This is a genomic window from Sphingomonas sp. LaA6.9, from assembly GCF_022601895.1.
Lineage (GTDB): Bacteria > Pseudomonadota > Alphaproteobacteria > Sphingomonadales > Sphingomonadaceae > Sphingobium_A.
The window spans coordinates 42,016-63,716 of record NZ_JAKVIO010000013.1 but is presented as its reverse complement, the minus strand read 5'-3'; the positions used below and the strand labels follow the sequence as shown (position 1 = coordinate 63,716).

The 21,701-nt window shown below is 64.6% G+C and carries 25 protein-coding genes and 2 other RNA genes; 5 read left to right on the top strand and 22 right to left on the bottom strand.

The annotated features are described in order from the left end of the window. Positions 1-32: 32 nt before the first annotated feature. From rnpB to MKI88_RS08965, 7 genes are all read right to left on the bottom strand, one after another. An RNA gene (gene rnpB, locus MKI88_RS08995) (RNase P RNA component class A) lies at positions 33-406 on the bottom strand. Between the two features lie 42 nt (positions 407-448). Next, positions 449-814 carry a DUF983 domain-containing protein gene (locus MKI88_RS08990; RefSeq protein WP_241630984.1) on the bottom strand — a complete coding sequence of 122 codons (366 nt, stop codon included), beginning with the start codon at positions 812-814 and terminating at the stop codon, positions 449-451. A gap of 39 nt (positions 815-853) precedes the next feature. Continuing rightward, the gene (locus MKI88_RS08985; RefSeq protein WP_241631039.1) at positions 854-1,486 is read right to left on the bottom strand and encodes an N-acetylmuramoyl-L-alanine amidase; all 633 of its coding nucleotides are present in this window, start codon (positions 1,484-1,486) and stop codon (positions 854-856) included. 56 nt (positions 1,487-1,542) lie between these two features. Beyond that, on the bottom strand, positions 1,543-2,382 hold the full coding sequence (locus tag MKI88_RS08980) for a DMT family transporter (RefSeq protein ID WP_241630983.1): 840 nt from the start codon (positions 2,380-2,382) through the stop codon (positions 1,543-1,545). A gap of 124 nt (positions 2,383-2,506) precedes the next feature. Continuing rightward, on the bottom strand, positions 2,507-3,286 hold the full coding sequence (locus MKI88_RS08975; RefSeq protein ID WP_241630981.1) for a sulfite exporter TauE/SafE family protein: 780 nt from the start codon (positions 3,284-3,286) through the stop codon (positions 2,507-2,509). Positions 3,287-3,292: 6 nt separating this feature from the next. Further along, positions 3,293-3,808, bottom strand: coding sequence for a rhodanese-like domain-containing protein (locus MKI88_RS08970; RefSeq protein ID WP_241630979.1), 516 nt, complete (start codon positions 3,806-3,808; stop codon positions 3,293-3,295). Between the two features lie 4 nt (positions 3,809-3,812). Then, complete coding sequence (locus MKI88_RS08965) at positions 3,813-4,130, bottom strand: helix-turn-helix transcriptional regulator (RefSeq protein ID WP_241630977.1); 318 nt, start codon at positions 4,128-4,130, stop codon at positions 3,813-3,815. Positions 4,131-4,205: 75 nt separating this feature from the next. Here MKI88_RS08965 and MKI88_RS08960 point away from each other — a divergent pair, with 75 nt between their 5' ends. Beyond that, entirely contained in the window at positions 4,206-5,141 is a 936-nt protein-coding gene (locus tag MKI88_RS08960) for an MBL fold metallo-hydrolase (RefSeq protein WP_241630974.1), read from the top strand. On the opposite strand, the gene MKI88_RS08955 is transcribed toward MKI88_RS08960, so the two are convergent. The 7 genes from MKI88_RS08955 to MKI88_RS08925 form a co-directional block, all read right to left on the bottom strand. Next, complete coding sequence (locus tag MKI88_RS08955; RefSeq protein ID WP_241630971.1) at positions 5,099-5,944, bottom strand: protein-glutamate O-methyltransferase CheR; 846 nt, start codon at positions 5,942-5,944, stop codon at positions 5,099-5,101. The two genes, MKI88_RS08960 and MKI88_RS08955, sit on opposite strands and share 43 nt — an antisense overlap. Beyond that, complete coding sequence (gene cheB / locus MKI88_RS08950; protein WP_348636250.1) at positions 5,941-7,050, bottom strand: chemotaxis-specific protein-glutamate methyltransferase CheB; 1,110 nt, start codon at positions 7,048-7,050, stop codon at positions 5,941-5,943. Before cheB ends, MKI88_RS08955 begins: the two co-directional genes overlap by 4 nt. Before the next feature lie 11 nt (positions 7,051-7,061). Then, positions 7,062-7,430 (bottom strand): response regulator, encoded by a 369-nt coding sequence (locus MKI88_RS08945; RefSeq protein ID WP_241630967.1) that lies wholly within the window; start codon positions 7,428-7,430, stop codon positions 7,062-7,064. 83 nt (positions 7,431-7,513) lie between these two features. After that, the gene (locus tag MKI88_RS08940) at positions 7,514-7,948 is read right to left on the bottom strand and encodes a chemotaxis protein CheW (protein ID WP_241630965.1); all 435 of its coding nucleotides are present in this window, start codon (positions 7,946-7,948) and stop codon (positions 7,514-7,516) included. Between the two features lie 4 nt (positions 7,949-7,952). Further along, the gene (locus tag MKI88_RS08935) at positions 7,953-10,292 is read right to left on the bottom strand and encodes a chemotaxis protein CheA (RefSeq protein WP_241630963.1); all 2,340 of its coding nucleotides are present in this window, start codon (positions 10,290-10,292) and stop codon (positions 7,953-7,955) included. A 275-nt stretch (positions 10,293-10,567) separates the two neighbouring features. Next, positions 10,568-11,215: a histidine phosphotransferase family protein gene (locus tag MKI88_RS08930; RefSeq protein WP_241630961.1), complete on the bottom strand. Its 648-nt coding sequence runs from the start codon at positions 11,213-11,215 to the stop codon at positions 10,568-10,570. Positions 11,216-11,288: 73 nt separating this feature from the next. Continuing rightward, positions 11,289-11,672 (bottom strand): M67 family metallopeptidase, encoded by a 384-nt coding sequence (locus MKI88_RS08925; RefSeq protein ID WP_241630959.1) that lies wholly within the window; start codon positions 11,670-11,672, stop codon positions 11,289-11,291. 40 nt (positions 11,673-11,712) lie between these two features. On the opposite strand from MKI88_RS08925, the gene MKI88_RS08920 reads away from it, so the two are divergent. Then, positions 11,713-12,663, top strand: coding sequence for an RluA family pseudouridine synthase (locus tag MKI88_RS08920; RefSeq protein WP_241631038.1), 951 nt, complete (start codon positions 11,713-11,715; stop codon positions 12,661-12,663). A 57-nt stretch (positions 12,664-12,720) separates the two neighbouring features. Continuing rightward, positions 12,721-13,629: an RNA polymerase sigma factor RpoH gene (rpoH, locus tag MKI88_RS08915; RefSeq protein WP_241630957.1), complete on the top strand. Its 909-nt coding sequence runs from the start codon at positions 12,721-12,723 to the stop codon at positions 13,627-13,629. 74 nt (positions 13,630-13,703) lie between these two features. On the opposite strand, the gene MKI88_RS08910 is transcribed toward rpoH, so the two are convergent. Beyond that, the gene (locus MKI88_RS08910) at positions 13,704-15,005 is read right to left on the bottom strand and encodes an Hsp70 family protein (protein ID WP_241630954.1); all 1,302 of its coding nucleotides are present in this window, start codon (positions 15,003-15,005) and stop codon (positions 13,704-13,706) included. Positions 15,006-15,167: 162 nt separating this feature from the next. Between MKI88_RS08910 and mtgA the strand changes: the two genes are divergently transcribed. Next, positions 15,168-15,869, top strand: coding sequence for a monofunctional biosynthetic peptidoglycan transglycosylase (gene mtgA, locus MKI88_RS08905; RefSeq protein ID WP_241630952.1), 702 nt, complete (start codon positions 15,168-15,170; stop codon positions 15,867-15,869). Between the two features lie 27 nt (positions 15,870-15,896). Here the strand turns inward: mtgA and MKI88_RS08900 are convergent, their stop codons facing one another. From MKI88_RS08900 to MKI88_RS08870, 7 genes are all read right to left on the bottom strand, one after another. Then, complete coding sequence (locus MKI88_RS08900) at positions 15,897-16,079, bottom strand: hypothetical protein (protein WP_348636249.1); 183 nt, start codon at positions 16,077-16,079, stop codon at positions 15,897-15,899. 143 nt (positions 16,080-16,222) lie between these two features. Next, entirely contained in the window at positions 16,223-16,546 is a 324-nt protein-coding gene (locus MKI88_RS08895; RefSeq protein WP_241630950.1) for a YbaB/EbfC family nucleoid-associated protein, read from the bottom strand. A gap of 38 nt (positions 16,547-16,584) precedes the next feature. After that, positions 16,585-18,186, bottom strand: coding sequence for a DNA polymerase III subunit gamma/tau (locus MKI88_RS08890; RefSeq protein WP_241630948.1), 1,602 nt, complete (start codon positions 18,184-18,186; stop codon positions 16,585-16,587). A 73-nt stretch (positions 18,187-18,259) separates the two neighbouring features. After that, positions 18,260-18,357, bottom strand: an RNA gene (ffs, locus tag MKI88_RS08885) — signal recognition particle sRNA small type. Positions 18,358-18,385: 28 nt separating this feature from the next. Next, complete coding sequence (locus tag MKI88_RS08880) at positions 18,386-18,721, bottom strand: 2Fe-2S iron-sulfur cluster-binding protein (RefSeq protein ID WP_241630946.1); 336 nt, start codon at positions 18,719-18,721, stop codon at positions 18,386-18,388. After that, positions 18,718-19,848 (bottom strand): cysteine desulfurase family protein, encoded by a 1,131-nt coding sequence (locus MKI88_RS08875; RefSeq protein WP_241630944.1) that lies wholly within the window; start codon positions 19,846-19,848, stop codon positions 18,718-18,720. The genes MKI88_RS08880 and MKI88_RS08875 overlap by 4 nt, the downstream gene beginning before the upstream one ends. After that, positions 19,845-20,924 (bottom strand): cysteine desulfurase family protein, encoded by a 1,080-nt coding sequence (locus MKI88_RS08870; protein ID WP_241631036.1) that lies wholly within the window; start codon positions 20,922-20,924, stop codon positions 19,845-19,847. The genes MKI88_RS08875 and MKI88_RS08870 overlap by 4 nt, the downstream gene beginning before the upstream one ends. A 104-nt stretch (positions 20,925-21,028) precedes the next feature. Between MKI88_RS08870 and MKI88_RS08865 the strand changes: the two genes are divergently transcribed. Next, positions 21,029-21,685: an alpha/beta hydrolase gene (locus tag MKI88_RS08865; protein ID WP_241630942.1), complete on the top strand. Its 657-nt coding sequence runs from the start codon at positions 21,029-21,031 to the stop codon at positions 21,683-21,685. The last annotated feature ends 16 nt before the right edge of the window (positions 21,686-21,701 follow it).

The following is a 21,701-nucleotide window of genomic DNA, read 5'->3' as shown; positions in this document are numbered from 1 at the left end:
AACAACACCATGATCCGAAAGTAAAAATTGAATATGCCAGAGGGTCTGTAAGCCGGGTTCTGTCCACCCGCTCGCGCGGGCTGTGCGGCCATTCCTCTAGGACGCGGATTGCTCCGCGCCTCAAGCAACCAACCCGGGCGACGGGCCGGAAATAGCCCATGTGCCGCCCCTATTCGGTCTTGCTCCCGGTGGGGTTTACCATGCCGCTTCCGTTGCCGGTCGCGCGGTGCGCTCTTACCGCACCCTTTCACCCTTACCTGGCCGAAGCCGGGCGGTCTGCTCTCTGTGGCACTGTCCCTGAAGCGCTTGCGCGCCCCGCCGGGCGTTACCCGGCACCGTTTTTCCGTGGAGCCCGGACTTTCCTCGCGTCCCGCAATGCGGAACCCGCGGCCGCCCGACCCTCTGGCAACAAGCGAGATAGGCGCATCGCATGCGTCTGCCAAGCCTTTCAGCCCTTTTCGAAGCCGTGCATGCGCCGCGCCCATTGCCAGGCGATCACCACGCCCTTCATCGGCTGGATCAGCAGCAGCGCGACAACGCCGCACAGGAATGGCCAGAACAGCATCTGAAACAGCATCGGCGGATCGAGCAACAGGTTGACCTCGATCACGATCGGCACGAGCAGATGGCCGAGGAGCAGGATTACCAGATAGGCGGGAAAATCATCGGCCTGATGGTGCTGCCAGCCCTGCCCGCATGACGGGCAATGTTCGACGGGCTTCAGAAAGCGCCCGAAGAGCCGCGTCTCGCCGCACGATGGACATTGGCCTTTGAGGCCGCGCAGCGCGGCCTGACGAAGATTGCGCTCGGACATCGCCGGGTTCCTACCAGCAACCCGTTTGGAGGCCAACCTTCAATCGTCGCCCTGCGGCTTGGGCAGCAGCAGCGCGAGAAGGATCGAGCGCGTCTCGCCGTCGATCTCGCCGTCGATCAGCTCCGGGCGAAAGCGGCGCTGGAAAGCGACGACCGCGGCCATCGGATCGGTCACCTCGTAGCCGAAACGCTCGAGTGCGAGCAGAAATCCTGCGTCGGACCAATTGGGGTCCATCAGGTTTCTGGTTGGCCTTGGCAGCGCGAGGCGATGCCGCGCAAGCCGTCCCCACGGGAAGAGTTCGCCGGGATCACGCTTGCGCGCGGGCGCGATGTCCGAATGTCCGACCACGTTGCCGCGCGTGATGTGATAGGTCGCCATGATCTCAGCGACGAGCGGGATGAGCGCGTCGATCTGCTCGTCGGGAAACGGTCGATAGCCGAATTCATGCCCGGGATTGACGATCTCGATCCCGATCGAGGCACTGTTGATGTCGGTAACCCCGCGCCAGTGCGAGCGGCCCGCGTGCCATGCGCGCTTGTCCTCCGCGACCATGCGGATGATCTGGCCATCCTCGGTGACGACATAATGCGCTGAAACCTTCGCCTCGGGGTTGGCGAGTTGCGCGATTGCCGACGCCGCATCCTGCATCCCGGTATAATGGAGCACGATCATCGAGATCGGCAGTGCGCGCTCATCGAAATTGGGAGAGGGCGTCTCGATATACGCGTTCAACCCTTGTGCTCCTTCACGCGCGCGGTGCGTATCGTGACGATCGCTACACCGACCAAAGCTATCGAACCGCCCGCGATCATAATCGGCGTGAGCGGCGTGGCAAAGAAAAGTGACGCCACGATGACCGAAATCACCGGGGCCGCGAGCGTAAGCGGCACGACGCTGGTGATGGGATGGCGCTGAAGCAGCCAGGACATCGCGCCATGCCCGCAGATCGTCGAGCCGATCGCCGAAAAGGCGATCCAGCCGAAATCGCTCAAGGGGAGCGCCGGCAGGCTGCGCAACGCCTCAGGCTCCTGCCAGAGCGTCACGGGAATCAGCACGATTGTCCCGACAAGCCCCATCCATGCGTAGATGGTGAGCACGGGCACACCGGACATGCGCCGCTGTATCAGCGAGGACAACGCCCAGATGAAGCTGCCGCACGCAGTGAGCGCCATGCCGGGTAACTCCCTGCCCGCCGCGGGATCGAAGACCAGCAGCGCGACGCCGAGGAGCGACAGCGCCAGACCGCCGATCCGGATGATATGAATCCGCTCCCCAAGAAAGACGACGGCGAGCAGCAGGGAAAAGGGCACGCCAAGCTGCCCCGCGATCGCGAGTGCGCTGATGTTGTCGCTGACAGCAAGCGACCAGTTGACGAAAATGTAGAAGATGCCGCCCGACAGGAAGCCGAGCCCGATCAGTTCGCGCATCTTGCCCGGCACGATCCTGAGCGCCGACGCGCAGACGATGAAGACGATGGCCTGCCGCAGCACCGCCGCCGTGAACGGCCCGGTCGCCTCCACCGCCATCTTCACCGCGATGATGTTCAGCCCCCACAGGATGTTCATCATGGCGGCGACAAAGATGTCGCGTGGCCCGAATCCAGTGGGTTGGCTGTGTGTCACGCGGGCGGCCATAGCCGAGACGCGCGCAAAGCACAGCCCCGCACGGAAGATCAGGCCGCGTTGCGCGACATCACAATGCTGCGATCGCGATGTAGGATCCCACCGCGATAACGATGAGCGCGAAAAGCCTTTCGAGCATGTTTTTGCGGCTGGTGAGCTTGCGGCCCAGCAGGATACCGGCGCCAGCCCCGGCCGCACCCCCGGCCACCAGCAGCGCCGTCACCGGCCAGTCGACATAGCCTGAAACGGCGTAGGAGACAGCCGTCGCAAGCCCGAGCGCGGAGACCACGACGAGCGAGGTGCCTACCGCGAAGGACAGCGGCATGGCGGTCGCGGCGATGAGCCCGGGCACGATAAGGAAACCGCCGCCTATCCCGAAAAATCCCGCAGCAAGCCCCGTCCCGAGCCCGATCGGCACCAGCCGCGGAAGCAATGTCCACGCAGTCTCGCGCGACAGGCGGACGTCGGGGTTCGCGGCGCCTTTGCGCGGACGGAGCATGGCTGCGCCGACGCCGATCATGAGCAGGCCGAACAGCATCAGCAAGCGTTCACCGTCGATCGCCTTGCCGATTTCGGCACCGATTGCCGCGCCGACGACTCCCGCAATCGCATAGACCGCCGCACAGCGCCATTTGACGGTCCCCACCCGGGCGTGGCCCGCAAGGCCGACGAGCGCATTGGCTGCCACCGCAACCGCCGCGGTTCCGATCGCCGCATGCGTCGAGCCGATGCCGACCAGATAGACGAGCAGCGGCACCGCAAGGATAGAGCCGCCGCCGCCGACAAGGCCAAGCACCCCGCCGATCAGGACCCCCGAGGCGAGCGTCAGCAAGGCCGTAGCCAGGGTCATGCGATATCAGGCCCCAGCCGGCCGGTTCCAGGGCAATCGCCGCAGCAGGATCGCCATCCCGCACCAGCCCGTTGCCCCCGCCATCATCAGGCCCGCGCCGACAAAGGCCGAAAGAGCGAAAAAGGCGGGCGCGACGAGCAGGCCGAGCGCGACGCCCAGCAACACAAGAGCGCCCGCGATCAGCTGAACCTGACGCATGATTTCAAGTGGCTGACGCGGATCGAGCGTTACAGGCAGGCCCGCGCGGCGCCACGCATCAAGGCCACCATCCAGAATATAGCATCCCGGCCCGGCAGCCGCCGACAGCCGTGCGACATGGGCTCGGGTTCGAGAGCCCGAGCGGCAATGGAAAATCATCGGGCGTCCGAGCGCCGCAAGCCGGTCGAGTTGCGCCACAGGCACGCTGGTCGAACCAGGAACGTGCGCACGCGCATGTTCGTCAGCGTCGCGAATATCAACGAGGGTGGCGCCGCCAGCGATCAGGCGCTGCGCCTCGGCGGGCGTGACAGATTTTGGCATCATCGGATCAGTCTTCCTGGCAGTAAAGCTGGTAGAGCGTGGCGAGCAGCGCCTCGGTGCTCGGGTCTGCAATGCGATACCATAGCGTCTGGCCCTCGCGCCGGTATGCGACGAGCGCTTCTTCGCGCATCTTCGCCAGATGCTGCGACAGCGCGGATTGCGAAAGTCCAACCTCGTGCGCGAGGTCGCCGACCGCCATCTCACCATGCTCGACGAGCTTGCAGAGCACCATCAAACGCCGGGGATTGCCCATCGCCTTGAGCAGCCGGGAAACCTCTCCTGCTTTCTTCTCGAACATCGCGAGATCCATTGGGGGCTTGAGCATCGCTGCACCTTGTTAAATTAGATATTGCTAATTTAGCCTTCACTAATATAATGTCAAGGGACCAAGGAGCTTCCCATGACCGCCAGCCCGATCATCCAGGCATTTTTTGACGAGCCGACCAACACCATTACCTATCTGGTCAGTGATCCCGTGACCTGCGATGCGGCCGTGATCGATCCCGTGCTCGATTTCGACATGGCCAGCGGCGAGGTCGACAGCAGCTCGGCCGATCGCGTTCTGGCGGCGGCGACGCAAGGTGGCTGGCGCATCGTCATGGTGCTGGAGACGCACGCCCATGCCGATCACCTGTCGGCGGCGCCGTATATCAGGACGAAGACGGGCGCGGCGATCGGCATCGGCGAACATATCCGCGATGTGCAAAAGATCTTCCGCCCGGTCTTCGCGCTTGACGATCTGCGCACTGACGGTTCGGATTTCGACCGGCTATTTGCCGATGGCGAGCGCTTCGCGCTTGGATCGCTTGAGGTCGAGGTGCTGCACACGCCGGGCCACACGCCCGCGGATATCACCTATCGGATCGGCGATGCGGCATTCGTCGGCGACACGCTGTTCATGCCCGACTATGGCACAGCGCGCGCGGACTTCCCGGGCGGCGACGCGCGCCAGCTTTACCGCTCTATCCGGCGATTGTTGAGTCTGCCGGGGGAAACGCGGCTGTTCCTGTGCCACGATTACAAGGCGCCGGGGCGCGATGCGTACGCGTGGGAAACGACGGTGGACGAGCAGCGTCGCGCCAATGTCCATGTCCATGACGACGTGAGCGAGGATGCCTTCGTCGCGATGCGCGACGCGCGCGATGCGACGCTTTCGGTGCCGAAATTGCTGCTGCCCTCAATCCAGGTCAATATCCGGGCCGGGAAGCTCCCTGAAGCAGACACGAACGGCGTTCGCTATCTGCGCATCCCGGTGAAGATGAAGGGTGGAACCAGCATCGCCCAGGGCGAGATTCACGCTGCCCTGATCGACTCCGCTTCGGATGCCGGGCGATAAAGTCCCCGCAGCTCGCGTTCGGAGGCGAACTTCGCGGTCTGCCCCAACACCGTTTCTCCAGCACCGAGCATGAGCACGCCATCTGGCTCGATCGCGGACGCCAGTCGCTCGAACGCCGCAGTGCGGACTGCAGGCGGAAAATAGAGCAAGACGTTGCGGCACAGGATCAGGTCGAAGCGCCCGGGCATCGGCGGCTGTTCGAGAACGTTGTGGCGGCGGAACTGGACGCGGCGCTTGAGATCCGACCGGGCGTACCAGTTCTCGCCCTCCTGATCGAACCAGCGCATCATCATCGTGATCGGCAGTCCGCGCTGGATCTCGAATTGCGAGAAGATTCCGGTCTGCGCCCGTTCGACCGCACCCGAGGATATGTCGGTGCCCAGAATGTCGATCGTCCAGCCCTGCCAGCGCTCGGGCGCGTCGGCGATCATCATCGCGATCGAATATGCCTCCTGCCCCGTCGAGCAGCCCGCACACCAGATACGCAGCCTCCGACGCGACATGCGCGCGGTGCGCAGCAGTTCGAGCGCGTCACCGTTCAGGAGCTGGAAGACACCATGATCGCGGAAAAAGAAGGTTTCGTTGTTGAGCAGCGCCTCGATCACGCGATCGGCAAGCCCATGCTCGCTACCCTTGAGCATCGCCGCGACGAGTTGATCGGTCGATGTCATGCCGCGTTCGCGCAGGAGCGGTTTGAGCGAGGTTTCGATGCGCCACACGCGGCTGGTCACGAGCTGCTGGCCGGTACGCGCCTCCAGCATTGCCGCCAGGGTCCGGATCGCGGCGGAATTGACCTCGCTCACCGGGAGTTGCGCCTTTTTGCGAGGTGCGCGGCGATCGCGGCGGGTGGCAATACAGCGGTTGCGATGCCAGCCTTGGCAACGCTTCCGGGCATGCCCCATACGACCGAGGAATCGATGTTCTGCACGAGCAGCTCGGCCCCCGTCGCTGCAAGCCGTTCGGCGCCGATACAGCCATCACGGCCCATGCCGCTCAGCACCACGCCGACCGCGCCGTCGCCATATACGTCGGCGATCGAATCGAACATCGGATCGACCGAAGGCAGGCAGCGCGACTCGACCCGCTGGCGGCTGAGCCGCACCACCACGCGCTTGTCGTGACGTTCAACGCAGAGATGCGCATTGCCCGGTGCGATGTAGAGCATCCCGCGCTCGATCGTCATGCCTTCGCGCGCGACCACAACCTTGCGCCCCGTCGAGCTGTGAAGCTGCTGCGCGAAGAAAGGCATGAAGACGTCCGGCAGATGCTGGGTGATGAGGATCGGCGCGTCGAAATCGTCGGGTAGCGCGCGAAAGAACTCGGTGATCGCATGGAGGCCGCCCGTCGACGCGCCGATCGCGACGCACTGGATGGGGCCCAGGTCCGCACGCGGTTCGCTGACGCGCACCAGCGCCTCAAGCGGCTGGGGCAGACGCGTCTGCCCCGGTGCGGCGACGCTGTCCGCGTTGCCCAACCGCAGCAGCCGTTCGCACAATATCTCCGAAAAGCGCCCGCCAAAGGCGTTGCGTCCGGGCTTTGCGAGCGTGTCGGCGGCGCCAAGCGTCAGGGCCTCGATCGTCGCGGCAGCGCCCTCTTCGGCGAGCGCAGAGACGATCAGGATGCGCGCGCCGTCGCTTTTTTCGATCAGTTCGGGAAGGGCGGCGATGCCGTTGCGCCCCGGCATTTCGATATCGAGCAGGATGACGTCGACCTGGACGCGCGCAAGGCTGTCGAGCGCCTCCTGCGCGCTGGCCACCTGATCAACGATCTCGAAGGCCGGATTGGTCGAGATCATGCGCGCGAGCACGGCGCGCGCGACCGCCGAATCGTCGACGATCATCAACCGGATCTTGCGCGGCTCAGCCTCGGTATCCGGTCTTTTTCCAGTAAAAAGGGGCTGGCTCGCCACAAATGCTCCGCTCAGGCAAGACCGACGATCTGCAGCTTGCTCTCGAGCGTTTCACGATCAAACGGCTTCATGACATATTCGTCGGCGCCCGCCTCGATCGCGGCGCGGATATGACCCATGCCGTTCTCGGTGGTGCAGAAGACGACCTTCGGCCTGATCGGCAGGTCGCTCTGGCGCAGGGCGCGCAGGAATTCCATGCCGCTCATGACCGGCATGTTCCAGTCGAGCAGGACCACATCGGGCGGGGTTTCAAGGCATTGATCGAGCGCATCGCGCCCATCGACCGCCTCGTCGACGGTAAAGTCGAGCGTTTCGAGAATGTGGCGGGCAACCTTGCGGATCACCTTCGAATCGTCGACGACCAGACACTTCTTCGACATTGTTCCTGCAACCCTTTTGGATCTGTGACCAACGGTCAGAAGACTGGATAGCGCCAAAGCGTAAGCGCCGGGTTAAGATACGCTCACGCCGCGAGCGCGACATTGCCCGCTGCGACGATCGCGGGATCGATCAGCAGCAGCGACGCGCCATCATGGTCGAGCAGACCGAGCGACGCGCGCGCCCAGCCCGCGCCGAGACGCGAGCGAACGGGCGACGGCGCGCCGGCGATGGCGCAGACATCCTCGACCATGTCGACGACGAGGCCGTATTGATGGCCGTCGAGATTGACCACGACCGTGGTGAGCGTTTGCGTCTGTTCGGCAGGATCGAGGCCCAGCGCGACGCGCGCGTCGATCATCGTGATGACGCGGCTGCGCAGCGCCGCGAGCCCCTTCAGGTGCGGCGGCGCCAGCGGCACCGATGTCGTGTGCGTGACGTGCACCACCGAATCGATCGCTGCTGCGGCGAGCGCGACGCGCTGCCCGGCAATATGCGCGATGAGGTAGAGATCGTTCATGCTGCTATGCCCTCCCCGCGCGGCCAGCCTGGAGCGCGGACATGAGCCCGGCGCGATCATAACGATAGACGCTCGACGGGTCGGCATCGCGCGCACCCATATCGCTGCGCAACCTGAGCAGCCGGCCGGGCGGAAGCTCCTCGTCCAGCGGCTCGGTGTCGCTGGCGATCACGATGTCGGCGTCGCCCGGCTCGAGATCGCCGGCAAAGGCGACACGATAGCCCGCGGCCTCGACGAGCGGGCGCAATACCTCGCGCGTCCATGTGTCGTCGCCGTTCGAAAGCAGGCATATGGGCTTTTCGCTGCTGACAGGACCGCTGCCAGTGGCGTCCGCGAAGAGCCAATAGGGGTCGAGAATCTCGATCTGTCGCCCGTCGATGAGCGCGACACCCGCCACGATGCCTTCGGCCTTGGCGCGAACGATCTCGCTCGGCAGCGCCACGATGTCGATTACCTCGTCGATCGCATAGGCGAGTTCGACCGCGCCGTCGTTCAGGCGCAGCACGCCGACGCTCTCGCGCTCGGCGAGCGCATCAAAGCTCACCATCGGAATGATGCGGCCATCGATGGCAAGCCGCAGGCGGCCGGCGGCGTAGCGGATCTGATCGCCAGCGACTTCCTCGATGCGCTCCACCACGCCCAGTCGCACCGCGCGTTCGGCGCCGTCGAGATCACGGAACAGCAGCATCGAGACGCGTTCGGCCGTTTCCGTGTCGCGCGCGGTCTGGATTGTAACATCTTCCTCGAAGGCGATCGCGAGGATTCCTGACTTCTCGGCGATGCCTGCGGGGTCAAGCAGCAGCATTGGCCGCCCGGTATCGGGCAAGGTCATGCCCGCATAGACCCCGGTCGCCATGATCGCGGGACAGGACGGACGGATCACGAGTTCCTGATGATCGTGCAGCGCGGCGACGCTGATCGCATAGCTTGCGCCGCCCAGCGGATTGAGCACAACGAGCGAACGGGCGCCCTCCCCTTCCACTTCGTCGAGGCCAAGCACCGCCTCAAGCGCAACAACGGGGATGCGCTGATCGCGAATGCGCGCGACCTGTGCGGTGCCGACACATTCCAGCGTGACCGAGGCACTGTTCTCGCGCACGATTTCCTGGATCGCCGAGCGCGGGATGGCAAAGCTCTGTCCGGCTGCGCTGACGGTGAGTGCGGGAATGATGGTGAGCGTGAGCGGCACCCGGATCGAGATAGTGAGGCCCTTGCCCCACGCATTGTCGAGGTCGACGACCCCGCCGATCCGTTCGATATTGGAACGCACGACGTCCATGCCAACGCCGCGCCCCGAAAGGGCGGTCACGCTTCTGGCCGTGGACAGGCCAGGCTCGAAGATCAGCGCAAGCTGCGCGTCCTTGGTGAGCTTGTCCGCACGGTCGAAGGTAACAACCCCGGCGGCGACCGCCTTGGCGACAAGCTTTTCGGCGTCGATACCACGCCCGTCGTCGCTGACCTCGATGACGATCTGATTGCCCGACTGTCGCGCCGAGACGCGCAGGCGGCCGGTTGCGGACTTGCCCGCCTTTTCGCGCACGGCAGGCGTCTCGATGCCATGATCCAGCGCATTGCGGATGATGTGCGTCAGCGGATCGCGGATGATCTCGATCATCTCGCGGTCCAGCTCCACATCACCGCCGTCGATCTGAAGGTCCACGCTCTTGCTGAGTTCGCCAGCGATATCGCGGACCATGCGCGGGATCGAATTGAACAGCTTTTCAATCCGCTGCATCCGCGTGCGTGTGATCGTGTCGCGCATGTCACCGACACAGGTCGAAAGCCTGTCGAACGATCCCTCGATCGAGGGATCGACGCCCGCATCCTGCAGCCTCCGCGACAATTCGTTGCGCGCCAGCACAAGATCGGAAACGCCGCTCATCATCCGGTCGAGCAGGTCGAGCGAGATGCGGATGCTGCGCGTATTGCCCCTGAGCGCGGGCACTGCCTGCGCCTCGACCTCGACGGGTTCTGCGACGTGGTCAGCGCGCAGCGCTGCGATCAGGAGGTCGTCACCATCGGGAATGGCCTCGCCCGTCTCGATGGCCTCGGCGAGCTCACCGATCCGGTCGATGACCGCAAGCACTGCGCTCACAAGATGGGTGTCGGCCACGCGCTTGCCGTCGCGCACTTCGGACAGCACGTCCTCGGCAGCGTGGCTCAGCTTCTCCAGCCGCGGCAGATCGAGAAAGCCGCAGCTTCCCTTGACTGTGTGAACAAAGCGGAAAATCGTGTCGAGCCGGTCGCGATCATTGGGATTGGCCTCCCAGGCGACGAGTTCGCCCGCTACGGCCTCCAGCGTCTCGCGCGTTTCCGCGATGAATTCAGCGAGAATGTCGTCCATGTCCCCGTCCGCTCCGGCGCGTATCGAGGCGTGGTATTGCGTCAGCGCTGGTTAAAAAGGCGTTAGCCTTGTCGGACGGCGCGCGACGCCGGTAATAAGGGCCGCCGCGATCCTGATCCGACGGCCCTTATCCCCCGTTTAACTTGCGAAAAATTGCCTGCTGCCCCAGCCGGGTCTCGCGGGGAAGCGGTCGTCCGGCCTCATCGCGAAGATTGACACGTCGGTCAACGCGCCATTCAACAGCTTGCAATTGTTCACATTTATGGAGTGCAGGACTAGCGTCCGGCGATCACCGCGCCGAAGAGCAGGAACGGATCCTCGGGGTTCGAGACCTGAATGGTGCCCCCCGTTTCTGTCACGATCTTGTGGGCGAGCCACGCAGCTGCGGCGCGCGGGGTCAACGCGTCATCGGCGATCTCGCCAAGCAGCGCCTTGCGCAATTCCGGGTCGAGCACGAGGCGCGGCCCTTCGGCGCGCACGACGATCTCGGTGCCGCCGTCATGACGCTCGGCACCCACATCGAGCCGGCCACCGCGGACCAGTGCATCGCCCGCGATCAGAGCAAGGTTCAGAAGGACCTTGATCGCGGTCTTGCTGAGTGCGGCCTCGCCGACCATCCAGCCCAGCTCGATACGGCCATCGGCGCCGAACAGTCCCTCGATCGCCCCCTTGGCTTCGCGCGCGTCAACTTCTTCGCCGAAGCCGCCAGCTGCACCGAAGGCGAGGCGGAAGAATTTGAGCTTGTTCGCCGAGGTCCGCGCGCTTTCGCTGAGCAGATCGAGACAACGCTGGCGCATTTCGGGATCATGCTCGTCGGCAAGAAGCTCAAGTCCGTTGTTGAGTGCTCCGACCGGGCTCAGAAGGTCATGGCACAGGCGCGAACAAAGCAAGCTCGCAAAATCCACCGCATTGATCGAAGACATCCCATGCCCCTCGGGAAGGTAAGAAATTTTTTGCCCTTCTGGCCGACGTGGGACGATGTTGCAACCAGCGGCCTCAATCAACCTCCAGCGTGACGCGCGCAAAACGTCCATGAAGCCCGGCGGGCGCATCGGCACGCCACAGGCTCGCCTCGCCCGCGGCCACAATCATCCAGAGCTGATCCGGCTCCGCCTCCGCGGCGGCGGCATCGGTGCGCGAGGGTTCGTCGCGACCGTTGGGGTGGCTGTGATAATGGCCGATGCGCATCATGCCGCCCGCGCGTTCGGCACGCGCCTGATCGAACAAAAGCTGCGGATCGATCTCGAAACGATCCTCGGCATATGCGGCAACATTGTGCGCGGGCCGCACGTCCAGAATGGCATCGCTCGTGCCCAAAAGGAGGCCGCACACCTCGCGCGCCGGCATCGCCGCAGCTTCGGCCAGAATCCAGTCCAGCAACGATCTTGATATGCGCACGACCATACCCACATATCTACCGATGGATCGGGGGATTTCTACTGTTGAGGCTCGGATTTCCGCAGACGCCGGAGGTTGGCGTCTGGACCGTGCGCTTGCGCAGGCGGTGCCTACGCTCTCGCGCGAGCGCATCAAGGCGCTGATATCGAGCGGCAATGTCCGAAACGAACAGGGCGTCGCGGTCCGCGATCCGTCCATAAAGGCGGCGGCAGGCACGGCCTTCGCGCTCGACATTCCCCTGCCCACCCCCGCGCACAACGAGGCGCAGGAGATTCCGCTCGTCATCGCCTATGAGGACGAGCATCTGATCGTCGTCGACAAGCCTGCCGGGCTCGTCGTTCACCCGGCAGCGGGCAATCCCGACGGCACGCTGGTCAACGCGCTGCTTCATCATTGCGGCGGCAGTCTTTCGGGGATCGGCGGAGTCGCCCGCCCGGGGATCGTGCACCGCATCGACAAGGATACGTCGGGGCTGATGATGGCGGCAAAAACCGACCGCGCGCATGAGGGTCTCGCCAGGCAGTTCGCGGTGCACAGCATCGACAGGCGTTATCTGGCGATCGTCAGCGGCAGGCCGAACCCCACATCGGGAACCATCGATGCCCCGCTTGCGCGCTCGGCGGTCAATCGCAAGAAGATCGCGATCGTCCAGTCGGGCCGGCGCGCAGTAACGCATTATCGCACCGTCGAGATGCTCAAGGACGCCGCGCTGGTCGAATGCCGGCTCGAAACGGGGCGCACGCATCAGGTGCGCGTCCACATGGCCTCGATCGGCCACAGCCTGCTGGGCGATCCGGTTTACGGGCGTCCCAAGCCGGCACATCGGGCGGTGCTGAAGGACCTCGGATTTGAGCGTCAGGCGCTGCACGCGGCGCATCTCGGGTTCGTCCACCCGATCAGTAGCAACACTTTAGCCTTCGATAGCGAAATTCCTGACGATATGCAGGAACTGTTCAGGGCATTACGTGTATAAGAGTACAAGCACAGTAGCTCCCCAACGGGGGCACTGATTCAGGGAGTATGTGAAGTCATGGCTGCCAACACCAACGTCCCCGCGACGATCCCCGCTTTGGGTGGTGAGCAGAGCCTCAACCGTTACCTGGCTGAGATCAAGAAGTTCCCGATTCTGGCGCCCGAGCAGGAATACATGCTCGCGAAGCGCTATCAGGAGCACCAGGATCCCGAAGCTGCCGCGCAGCTGGTCACGAGCCACCTTCGCCTCGTCGCGAAGATCGCCATGGGCTATCGCGGCTATGGCCTGCCGACGTCCGAGCTGATCTCCGAAGGCAATATCGGGCTGATGCAGGGCGTGAAGAAATTCGAGCCCGATCGCGGTTTCCGCCTCGCGACTTATGCAATGTGGTGGATCCGCGCCTCGATCCAGGAATATATCCTGCGTTCGTGGAGTCTCGTGAAGATGGGCACCACCGCGGCGCAGAAGAAGCTCTTCTTCAACCTTCGCCGGATGAAGAACAAGCTCGACGCGTTCGAGGACGGCGACCTGCATCCCGATGACGTCCAGAAGATCGCGACCGACCTCGGTGTGAGCAACGAAGACGTCATCAGCATGAACCGTCGCATGGCGATGGGCGGGGATACCTCGCTCAACGTGCCAATGCGTGAGGACGGCGATGGCCAGTGGCAGGACTGGTTGCAGGACACCGATCCGCTGCAGGACGAGCGCATCGCCGATGCCGAGGAAAAGGACGTGCGCCACGAGATGCTCGTTGCGGCGATGGAAGACCTCAACGATCGCGAGAAGCACATCCTTGCCGAGCGTCGGCTCGCAGAGGATCCCAAGACGCTCGAGGAACTGAGCCAGGTCTATGGCGTGTCGCGGGAGCGCGTGCGCCAGATCGAGGTTCGCGCGTTCGAAAAGTTGCAAAAGGCGATGATGCGCATCGCGGGCGAACGTCGCCTGCTGCCTTCGATGGCCTGATCATCAGACAATAAGATATCGGATACAGCTTGAGCCCCTCTCACGAGGGGCTCAACTTTTTTGGGCATGTCCCATTAGGTCGCCCATTCGGTGACATTGTCTTCTTCGCCGATCAACGCCAGTCCATGCGCGATCGAGGTGAGTTCCCCGCCCGTTGCGATCCGCGCGTCGCCGAAGCGTTCGCTGAAGATGCGCCGGATCGCGGGGATCAGCGACGAGCCCCCGGTCAGGAAGACGCGGTCGATCGCATCCGGCCCGACACCCGCTTTGTCCAGCGCCTCGTCCACTTTGGCGGAAATCCGCGCGACGTCCGCGGCGATCCAGCTTTCGAATTCGGCGCGTGAAACGTCGGCCGCAATCTCGATGCCGGCACCGGAAAAATGGAATGGCGCGTGCTCTTCGGTGGACAGCGCACGCTTGAGCCGCCCCACCGCATCATAGAGCGGATAGCCGAGTTCATTGTCGATGATCGCGATCATCCGCCCGATCGCTTGCGGGTCCAGCGCACTGCGCTGCAGACGTGCGAGTTCGTCCATCGTGCGCCGATTGCGCATCAGCGCGAGGCGGGACCAGTCCGCGAAATCGGCGAAATGGCTGCGCGGTATCTCAAGGATCTTGTCGAACGAACGATAGAGGCCGCCCTTGCCCAGCATCGGCAGCACGAGCCGGTCGACGATCTGATAATCGAAGCGATCGCCCGCGATACCGATACCCACCGAACCTAGCGGAATGCAGCGCCGCGCGGCTCCCGGCGCGGCGACCTTCACCACCGAAAAGTCGCTGGTGCCGCCACCGAAATCGGCGACGAGGATCGTGGCTGGCTCGCTCAGGCGCGAGGCATAGCTGAATGCGGCGCCCAGCGGCTCGTACACATAGTGGATCTCGGTTCCGAAATCCTGGAACATGCGATCGTAGCGCTGACGCGCGAGCGCGGGATCGACGCGCGCGCCCGCATAGTCCACGGGGCGGCCGATGATCACACGCCGCGGCCGCGTATCGAGCGCACCGCCCGCATGCTCGACCAGTTTTCCCAGAAAGAACCGGCCTAGCTCCTCGAAGCGGAAGCGCTTTTCGAACACCGTGGCGTGCTCGAAAATCGCGCTCGCCGCCACCGACTTGAACGACTGGATGAAGCGACTGTCCTGCGGATATTCGAGATATTCGGCGATCGCCCAGGGCCCGGCCTCATGCGCCAGCCCGCCGCGCACGGCTTCGTCATGCCAGAAGCACAGTGCCGAGCGAAACACCGCTCCCGTCGCATGCGCGCCTTCGAACGCAACGAGTTCGGATGTCCCCGTGCCGTCGGCAAGCGCGACGACGCTGTTGGTCGTCCCGAAATCAAGGCCCAGGGCGGCGCCAGCCGCGCGCGTCTGCATTGATGAGCTCCGAAGGCGGGAATGACCGCAGGTGCGGCGGGCCGGCGCCTATCGCACCGCTCCCGTCGCTGCGCAAGACCTTGCGCGGACGCATTCGCCATTGGAGATCACCGCTTCATCGATGGGATGACGAAGCCCGGTTTGCTTTGCTAACGGCGACGCATGGCCAAGGTGAAAAGACAGTCCCTCCCCGCCCGAATCAGCTGGTGGATCGTTCGTGCGATCCTGATCTTCCTTGGCGTCTCGATCGCCTGGGTCGCTCTCTACCGATTCGTTCCTCCGCCGATCACCGCGACGATGCTGGGCGATGTGTTTGCGGGTCGGGGGCTGACCAAGGACTGGATGAGCCTGTCGCGCATGGATCCCAATATGGCGCGCGCCGCGATCGCGGGTGAGGACGGCAAGTTCTGCTCGCACCACGGCTTCGACGCGGAGGCGATCGAGGACGCCATGAAGCGCAACGCCAGGGGCGGCCGCATCCGCGGCGGTTCGACGATCAGCCAGCAGACCGCCAAGAACGCGTTTCTGTGGCAGGGCGGCGGTTTCTTCCGAAAGGGCCTCGAAGCGTATTTCACCGTCCTCATCGAACTGATCTGGGGCAAGCCGCGGATCATGGAGGTGTATCTGAACATCGCCGAGACCGGCATCGGCACCTATGGCGCCAATGCCGGGGCGCAGCGCTATTTCGGGCACGATGCGAGCCGGCTGACGCCCGTCGAGGCGGCGCGCATCGCAGCGGTACTGCCGCTGCCCAAGAAACGCGCGGCGATCTCACCCAGCGGCTTCACACGGCGGCACGGCAATCGTCTGGCACGCTGGGTAGGCGTCGTCCGCCGCGACGGACTGGACAGCTGCCTGCGCTGAGGCGGGCTGGCCCGGACCGGAACCCGCCTAGTTTTTCTCGCCCGTATATTTGTCGGCAGCACGATCGGCGGCGTCGCCAACCTTCTTCGCGCCCTCGCCAACACTCTGCGCGGCCTGCGAGACCGCGTCGGTCTGACGGCTTTCCTCCTTGTTCATGCTGAACAGGAAGAACGCCAGAATCGCGCCGAGCAGCACGATGAGTCCAATCACCAGCCCGCCGCTCCCGCGGCGTTCGATGATTGTGGTGGTGCCGGCGGGGTATCCGTCCGTTCGGTCATACGTTCTTCAGTCATGGTGCGACCCTTCCTGATTAACTCATCAGCCAACGCGGGAAGGTCGCGTGTCGTTCCGCCTCAGAAAGGCAGCTTGAAGCCCGGGGGGAGCGGCAGGCCGCTGGTCATCTTGCTCATTTCCGCGCTCGACGCGGCATCCGCCTTGGCGCGCGCATCGTTGAATGCCGCCGCGACAAGATCCTCGAGCATCTGCTTTTCCGAGACGTTGAGCAGGCTGTCGTCGATCGACACGCCGATGATGCGGCCCTTGGCGCTCGCCTTGACCTTCACAAGACCACCGCCCGAGACGCCCTCGACCTCGATCGTATCAAGATTGGCCTGTGCCTTTTCCAGCTCTTCCTGGACATTCTTGGCCATGTTCAGGATTTCATCGAGATTTTTCATTGCGTTGTAACCTTATATTGAAAATCTGGCCGAGCGATTCAGCCGCGCGCGGCGGCCTTGTATTCCAGCAGCTCGGCCTCTGGAAAGGCATCGAAAGCGGCTTTGACGATCGGCGTTGCCAGGATCGCGTCGCGCGCCGCCATTTCGCGGGCCTGATCCTGTTCGAGCAATGTAGGCTCTGCGGGGCCGTCGGGCGAGCCGATTTCCCAGGTCTCGCCGGTTAGCGCCTTGAGCGCGGTCGCAAGATCGCGGTTGAACTCGCTCGCCATCGGCTTGGCCGGACGAATGTCGAGTGCGGGCGGCGCATAGCGGATCAGCCCGACATAGTCATGGAGTTGCTGCGCCATATGCGCGCGACCGCCATTCGCAAGCAGATCGATCATCGCGGGGAAGCTGTCGGGAAAACGCTGCTGGACGGTTTCATGCGCTGGTGCCCTGGCGGGCGCAGACGACTGGGGCACGGCAACGCCCTCCCCGTTCGCCAGCTTCTTCATCAACTCGCCGGGATCGGGAAGCTGCGCGGCATGGATGACGCGCAGCAGCGCCATTTCCGCCGCCTCGATCGGCATCGAGGCGCGGACGACCTCGTCATGCCCCTTGAGCAGCAATTGCCAGAGCCGGTGGAGCGCCGCGAACGAAAGCCGCCCCGCCCATTCGGCCAGCGCTTCGCGCTCCTCGTTGGAAAGCGCAGGATCGTCGCCACTGCCGACCTTGGCGAGCGTGACGCCGTGGACGGTTTCGAGCAGCGCGCGCAGGATCGCGACCGGATCGACGCCCAGATCATGCTGGTCGCGCAAACCGCCGAGCACCTTCTGCGCATCGCCGGTCAAAAGCTCGCCGAACAATCGCCTGATCGCGCCGCGATCGGAAAGGCCAAGCATCTCACGCACCTGCGCGGCATTGACGCCATGACTGCCTTCAATGTCGGCATGCGCAATCGCCTGGTCGAGGATCGAGAGGCCGTCGCGTGCAGATCCTTCGGCCGCGCGCGCGATCAGCGCCAGCGCCTCGGGCTCGGCCTCGACGCCTTCGGCTTTTGCGACATTGCCGAAATGCGCGGCGAGCTTTTCGGCGGGGATGCGACGCAGGTCGAAGCGCTGGCAGCGCGAGAGCACCGTCACGGGCACCTTGTTCACCTCGGTCGTGGCGAACAGGAACTTCACATGCGCTGGTGGTTCCTCGAGCGTCTTCAAGAGCGCGTTGAACGCGTTCTTCGACAGCATGTGGACTTCGTCGATGATGTAGACCTTATAGCGCGCCGAGACCGCCGCATAGCGCACCGCCTCGATGATCTCGCGGACGTCATCAACGCCCGTATGCGATGCGGCGTCCATCTCGACGACGTCGATATGGCGTCCTTCGGCGATCGCAACGCACGGCTCGCAGACGCCGCAGGGCGCGATCGTCGGCCCGCCCTGTCCGTCGGGGCCGATGCAGTTGAGTGCCTTGGCGATCAGCCGCGCGGTCGAGGTCTTGCCGACGCCGCGCACGCCCGTCAGCAGGAACGCATGCGCCAGCCGGTCCCGCCTGATCGCGTTGCCGAGCGTGGTGACCATCGCATCCTGTCCGATCAGCTCGGAAAAGTTCTGCGGCCGGTATTTGCGCGCGAGGACGCGGTAAGGCTGGGGTGAATCGGACATGGGGGCAAACTAGGCGTTCAGGCTCCGCTTGTCGAAGCCTTCTATGCCATTCGATCCGGTCGATTTCCTGTGCATGGGTGGGAGCCGGGACGACCCGCAACGAATTCGTTACGGCTGCTTCCTTCCGGACCTGACCGGGTTGGCGAGTGCTGCGCCCGCCCGACTCCCGGGCGCCATATGGGCGATGTCGCCGAAGGAATCAACGCCCCTGCATGTTGCGAACTTCGCCGGGCACGCGGACCGAGAGGCTTTCGAGGGTCTCATCGAGCCAGATCTGGCAGGAAAGCCGGCTGTTGCGCGTCGCGCCAGCGGCAAGATCGAGCATGTCCTCCTCCATTTCGGAGGCCGGCGGGAGCCTGGCGAAATCATCGGCATCGACGATCACATGGCAGGTCGAGCACGCCATCTGCCCCTCACACGTCCCCTCGAGCGGCTGGCCGTCATTCTGCGCAAGCGTCAGCAGATTGTCGCCCGGCGCGCCGATGACTTCGCGGACGGTCTGGCCGTCCGCGCTGATGAAGCGGACGCGCGTCACGCCGCTATGGCTCCCTGTCGCTCGGCGGCCTCGAGGATCAGCGTGAGCGCGCCGTCCAGCTCGTCGAGCGTCGTATAGCGCCCGAAGCCGAGGCGGATGCTCGAACGCGCCTCGGCCTCCGTCAGTCCGAGCGCGGACAGGACATGGCTCGGCCGGCCCGATCCGCTGGCGCATGCCGAGCCCGCCGAAAACGCGACCTGCCGCACCTCCGAGATCATCCGCGCGGCGTCGATGCCATTCATCCTGATATTGAGGTTTCCACGATAACGTTCTGTAACAGAACCATTGATTACCCACAATCCGAGTCGCTGCATCGCCAGCGTCGCGAGTTCAGCAACGTGCAGTACATCCTCCGAGGCGCGCGCGCCCAGCAGGTCGGCGGCGGCGCCAAACCCCGCACAGAGCGCGGGCGAAAGCGTGCCCGAACGTATTCCGCCTTCCTGACCGCCTCCATGAATGATCGGCTCGATCGCGACGCCATCGCGCAGCCAGAGCGCGCCGACGCCTTTGGGGCCGTGAATCTTGTGGCCCGAGAGCGCGACCATGTCGCACGCATCGATCGGCAGCGATACCCGGCCAAATCCCTGTACCGCGTCGCAGAAGAACAGCGCGCCTTTGGCACGCGCCAGCGCCGACAATGCGGCGATCGGCTGGATCACGCCGATCTCGTTGTTGACCAGCATCGCCGCGACGAGCGCAGTCTCATCGTCGATCGCCTCGGCCGCGGCGTCGAGATCGACCAGCCCGTCGGCATGAACCGGCAAAAGCACGCATTCATGACCATGCGCCCCGAGCCACAGGGCTGTGTCGCGAACGCAGGCATGCTCGGTCGCGATGGTCACGATCTTGCGGCGCCTGGGGCCTGCCTTCAGCGCAGCGCCCTGGATCGCCATGTTGGCCGCCTCGGTCGCGCCGCCCGTAAAGAGCAGCCGTCCGCCCGCACCGCCCAGCGCGCGCGATATCGAGTCGCGCGCAGCCTCGACCACGGCTGCGGCTTCGCGTCCCGGCTTGTGCGGCGAATGCGGATTGGCGAATTTGTCGTCGAGCCAGGGCAGCATCGCCGCGCGCGCTTCCGGGGCGAGCGGGGTGGTCGCCTGATAATCGAGATAGATGACGGGCTTGCTCATGCCGCGCGTGCCTTCGCCTCGCGCGCGAGGCGCTGCCACTGCTCGACGAAGCGATAGACGTCGGCGCGGCTCGTGTCGGGACCGAAGCTGACGCGCACGATCTCCCCCGCCTCCTTCTCGTCCCAGCCCATTGCGGCGAGCACATGGCTGGTCTTGAGCGTTCCCGAAGAGCACGCCGATCCCGCCGAAACCGCGATGCCCGCCATGTCGAACTGGATGAGCTGCGCGGCCGAGGCCATGCCGGGCATGCGATAGGTGGCGATCGTCGCGAGCCGCGGCGTCTTGCGCGCGGCGATGATCGCACCCGACGCCTCGAGCGCGCCGTCGAGATGCGCACGCAGGTCCTCGGCGCGCCGTACCCAGGCATTGGACGCCTCGAGTGCCGCGGCAAAGCCAAGGATCGCAGGCAGATTCTCCGTCCCGCCGCGATAGCCCTTTTCCTGCCCGCCATCGGGCTCGATATCGCGCAGGTCGCGCACCAGCAGCGCACCGATCCCCGGCGGACCGCCCAGCTTGTGCGCCGAGACCGCAATCAGATCGGCGTCGGGCAGCGCCATCTTGCCCGCCGATTGCGAACAGTCGGCAAAGGCGATCCCGCCCGCGCGCTGGACGATGGGCACAAGTTCGTCGAGTGGCTGGATGACGCCCGTTTCGTTGTTGACCGACTGGATTGCGACGATCGGGCGAGCCGCCGCCAGTGCCCCAAGGCGTCCGGTGAGCGCATCGCGCGACACCGTGCCATCGCCCTGCACGGGCAGGAAAAAGGCCTTGGGCGCGGCGCGGTGGACGGCGTCATGCTCAACCGCCGAGACGATCTGCGCATCGGCATTGGCGCGGCCGAGCGCAATGCGGATCGCCTCGGTCGCGCCGCTGGTGAAAATCAGTTCATGCTCCCAGCCCAGCGCCTTCCTGATCCGCTCGCGCGCGTCCTCGAGCGCGGCGCGCGCCGCGCGTCCCTCGGCATGGGGTGAGGATGGATTGGCCCAGCGCGCGAGCCCTTCGGCAACCGCCTGTCTTGCCTGCGGCAGCACCGGCGTCGTCGCCGCGTGGTCCAGATAGAGACGGTCGGACAACAGACTACCCGTTTTAATTGCGAAACCCTGAGGCATTTCTATATAGGCTTGCACGTCCGTGCACAGCCTCAAGCTGCGCCCAAATCATCTTTTCGCCCGTAGGTGCTATGCCCGAAGTCATTATTCCCGGCCCAGAAGGCCGTCTCGAAGGCCGTTTCAGCCCCCCGCCGCGTCCGCGCGCGCCCGTCGCCATGATCCTGCATCCGCACCCGCAAGGCGGTGGCACGATGAACGACCGGATCACCCAGGCGCTCTACAAGACCTTCCAGCGCCGCGGTTTCGCGACGCTGCGCTTCAATTTCCGTGGCGTCGGCAAGAGCCAGGGCACCTTCGACAACGGCATTGGCGAGCTCTCCGACGCCGCCGCCGCGCTCGACTGGGTCCAGAGCTTCCACCCCGAAGCGCAGACCACCTGGATCGCGGGCTTCAGCTTCGGGGCTTGGATCGGCATGCAACTGCTGATGCGCCGCCCGGAGATTCGCGGCTTCATCTCGGTCGCGCCGCCCGCGAACATGTATGATTTCACCTTCCTCGCCCCCTGCCCGGCTTCGGGCATCATCGTCCAGGGCACAGGCGACGAGGTCGTGACGCCGAGCGCGGTGCAGAAGCTGGTCGACAAGCTGCGCACGCAGAAGCACATCACGATCCACCACGACGAGATTCCGCGCGCCAACCATTTCTTCGAGCACGAACTCGACGACCTCATGCGCTCGGTCGACAATTATCTCGACTTCCGCCTGGATCCGAACTGCCCGATCCGGTGAATTCAGCGAAGGCGGG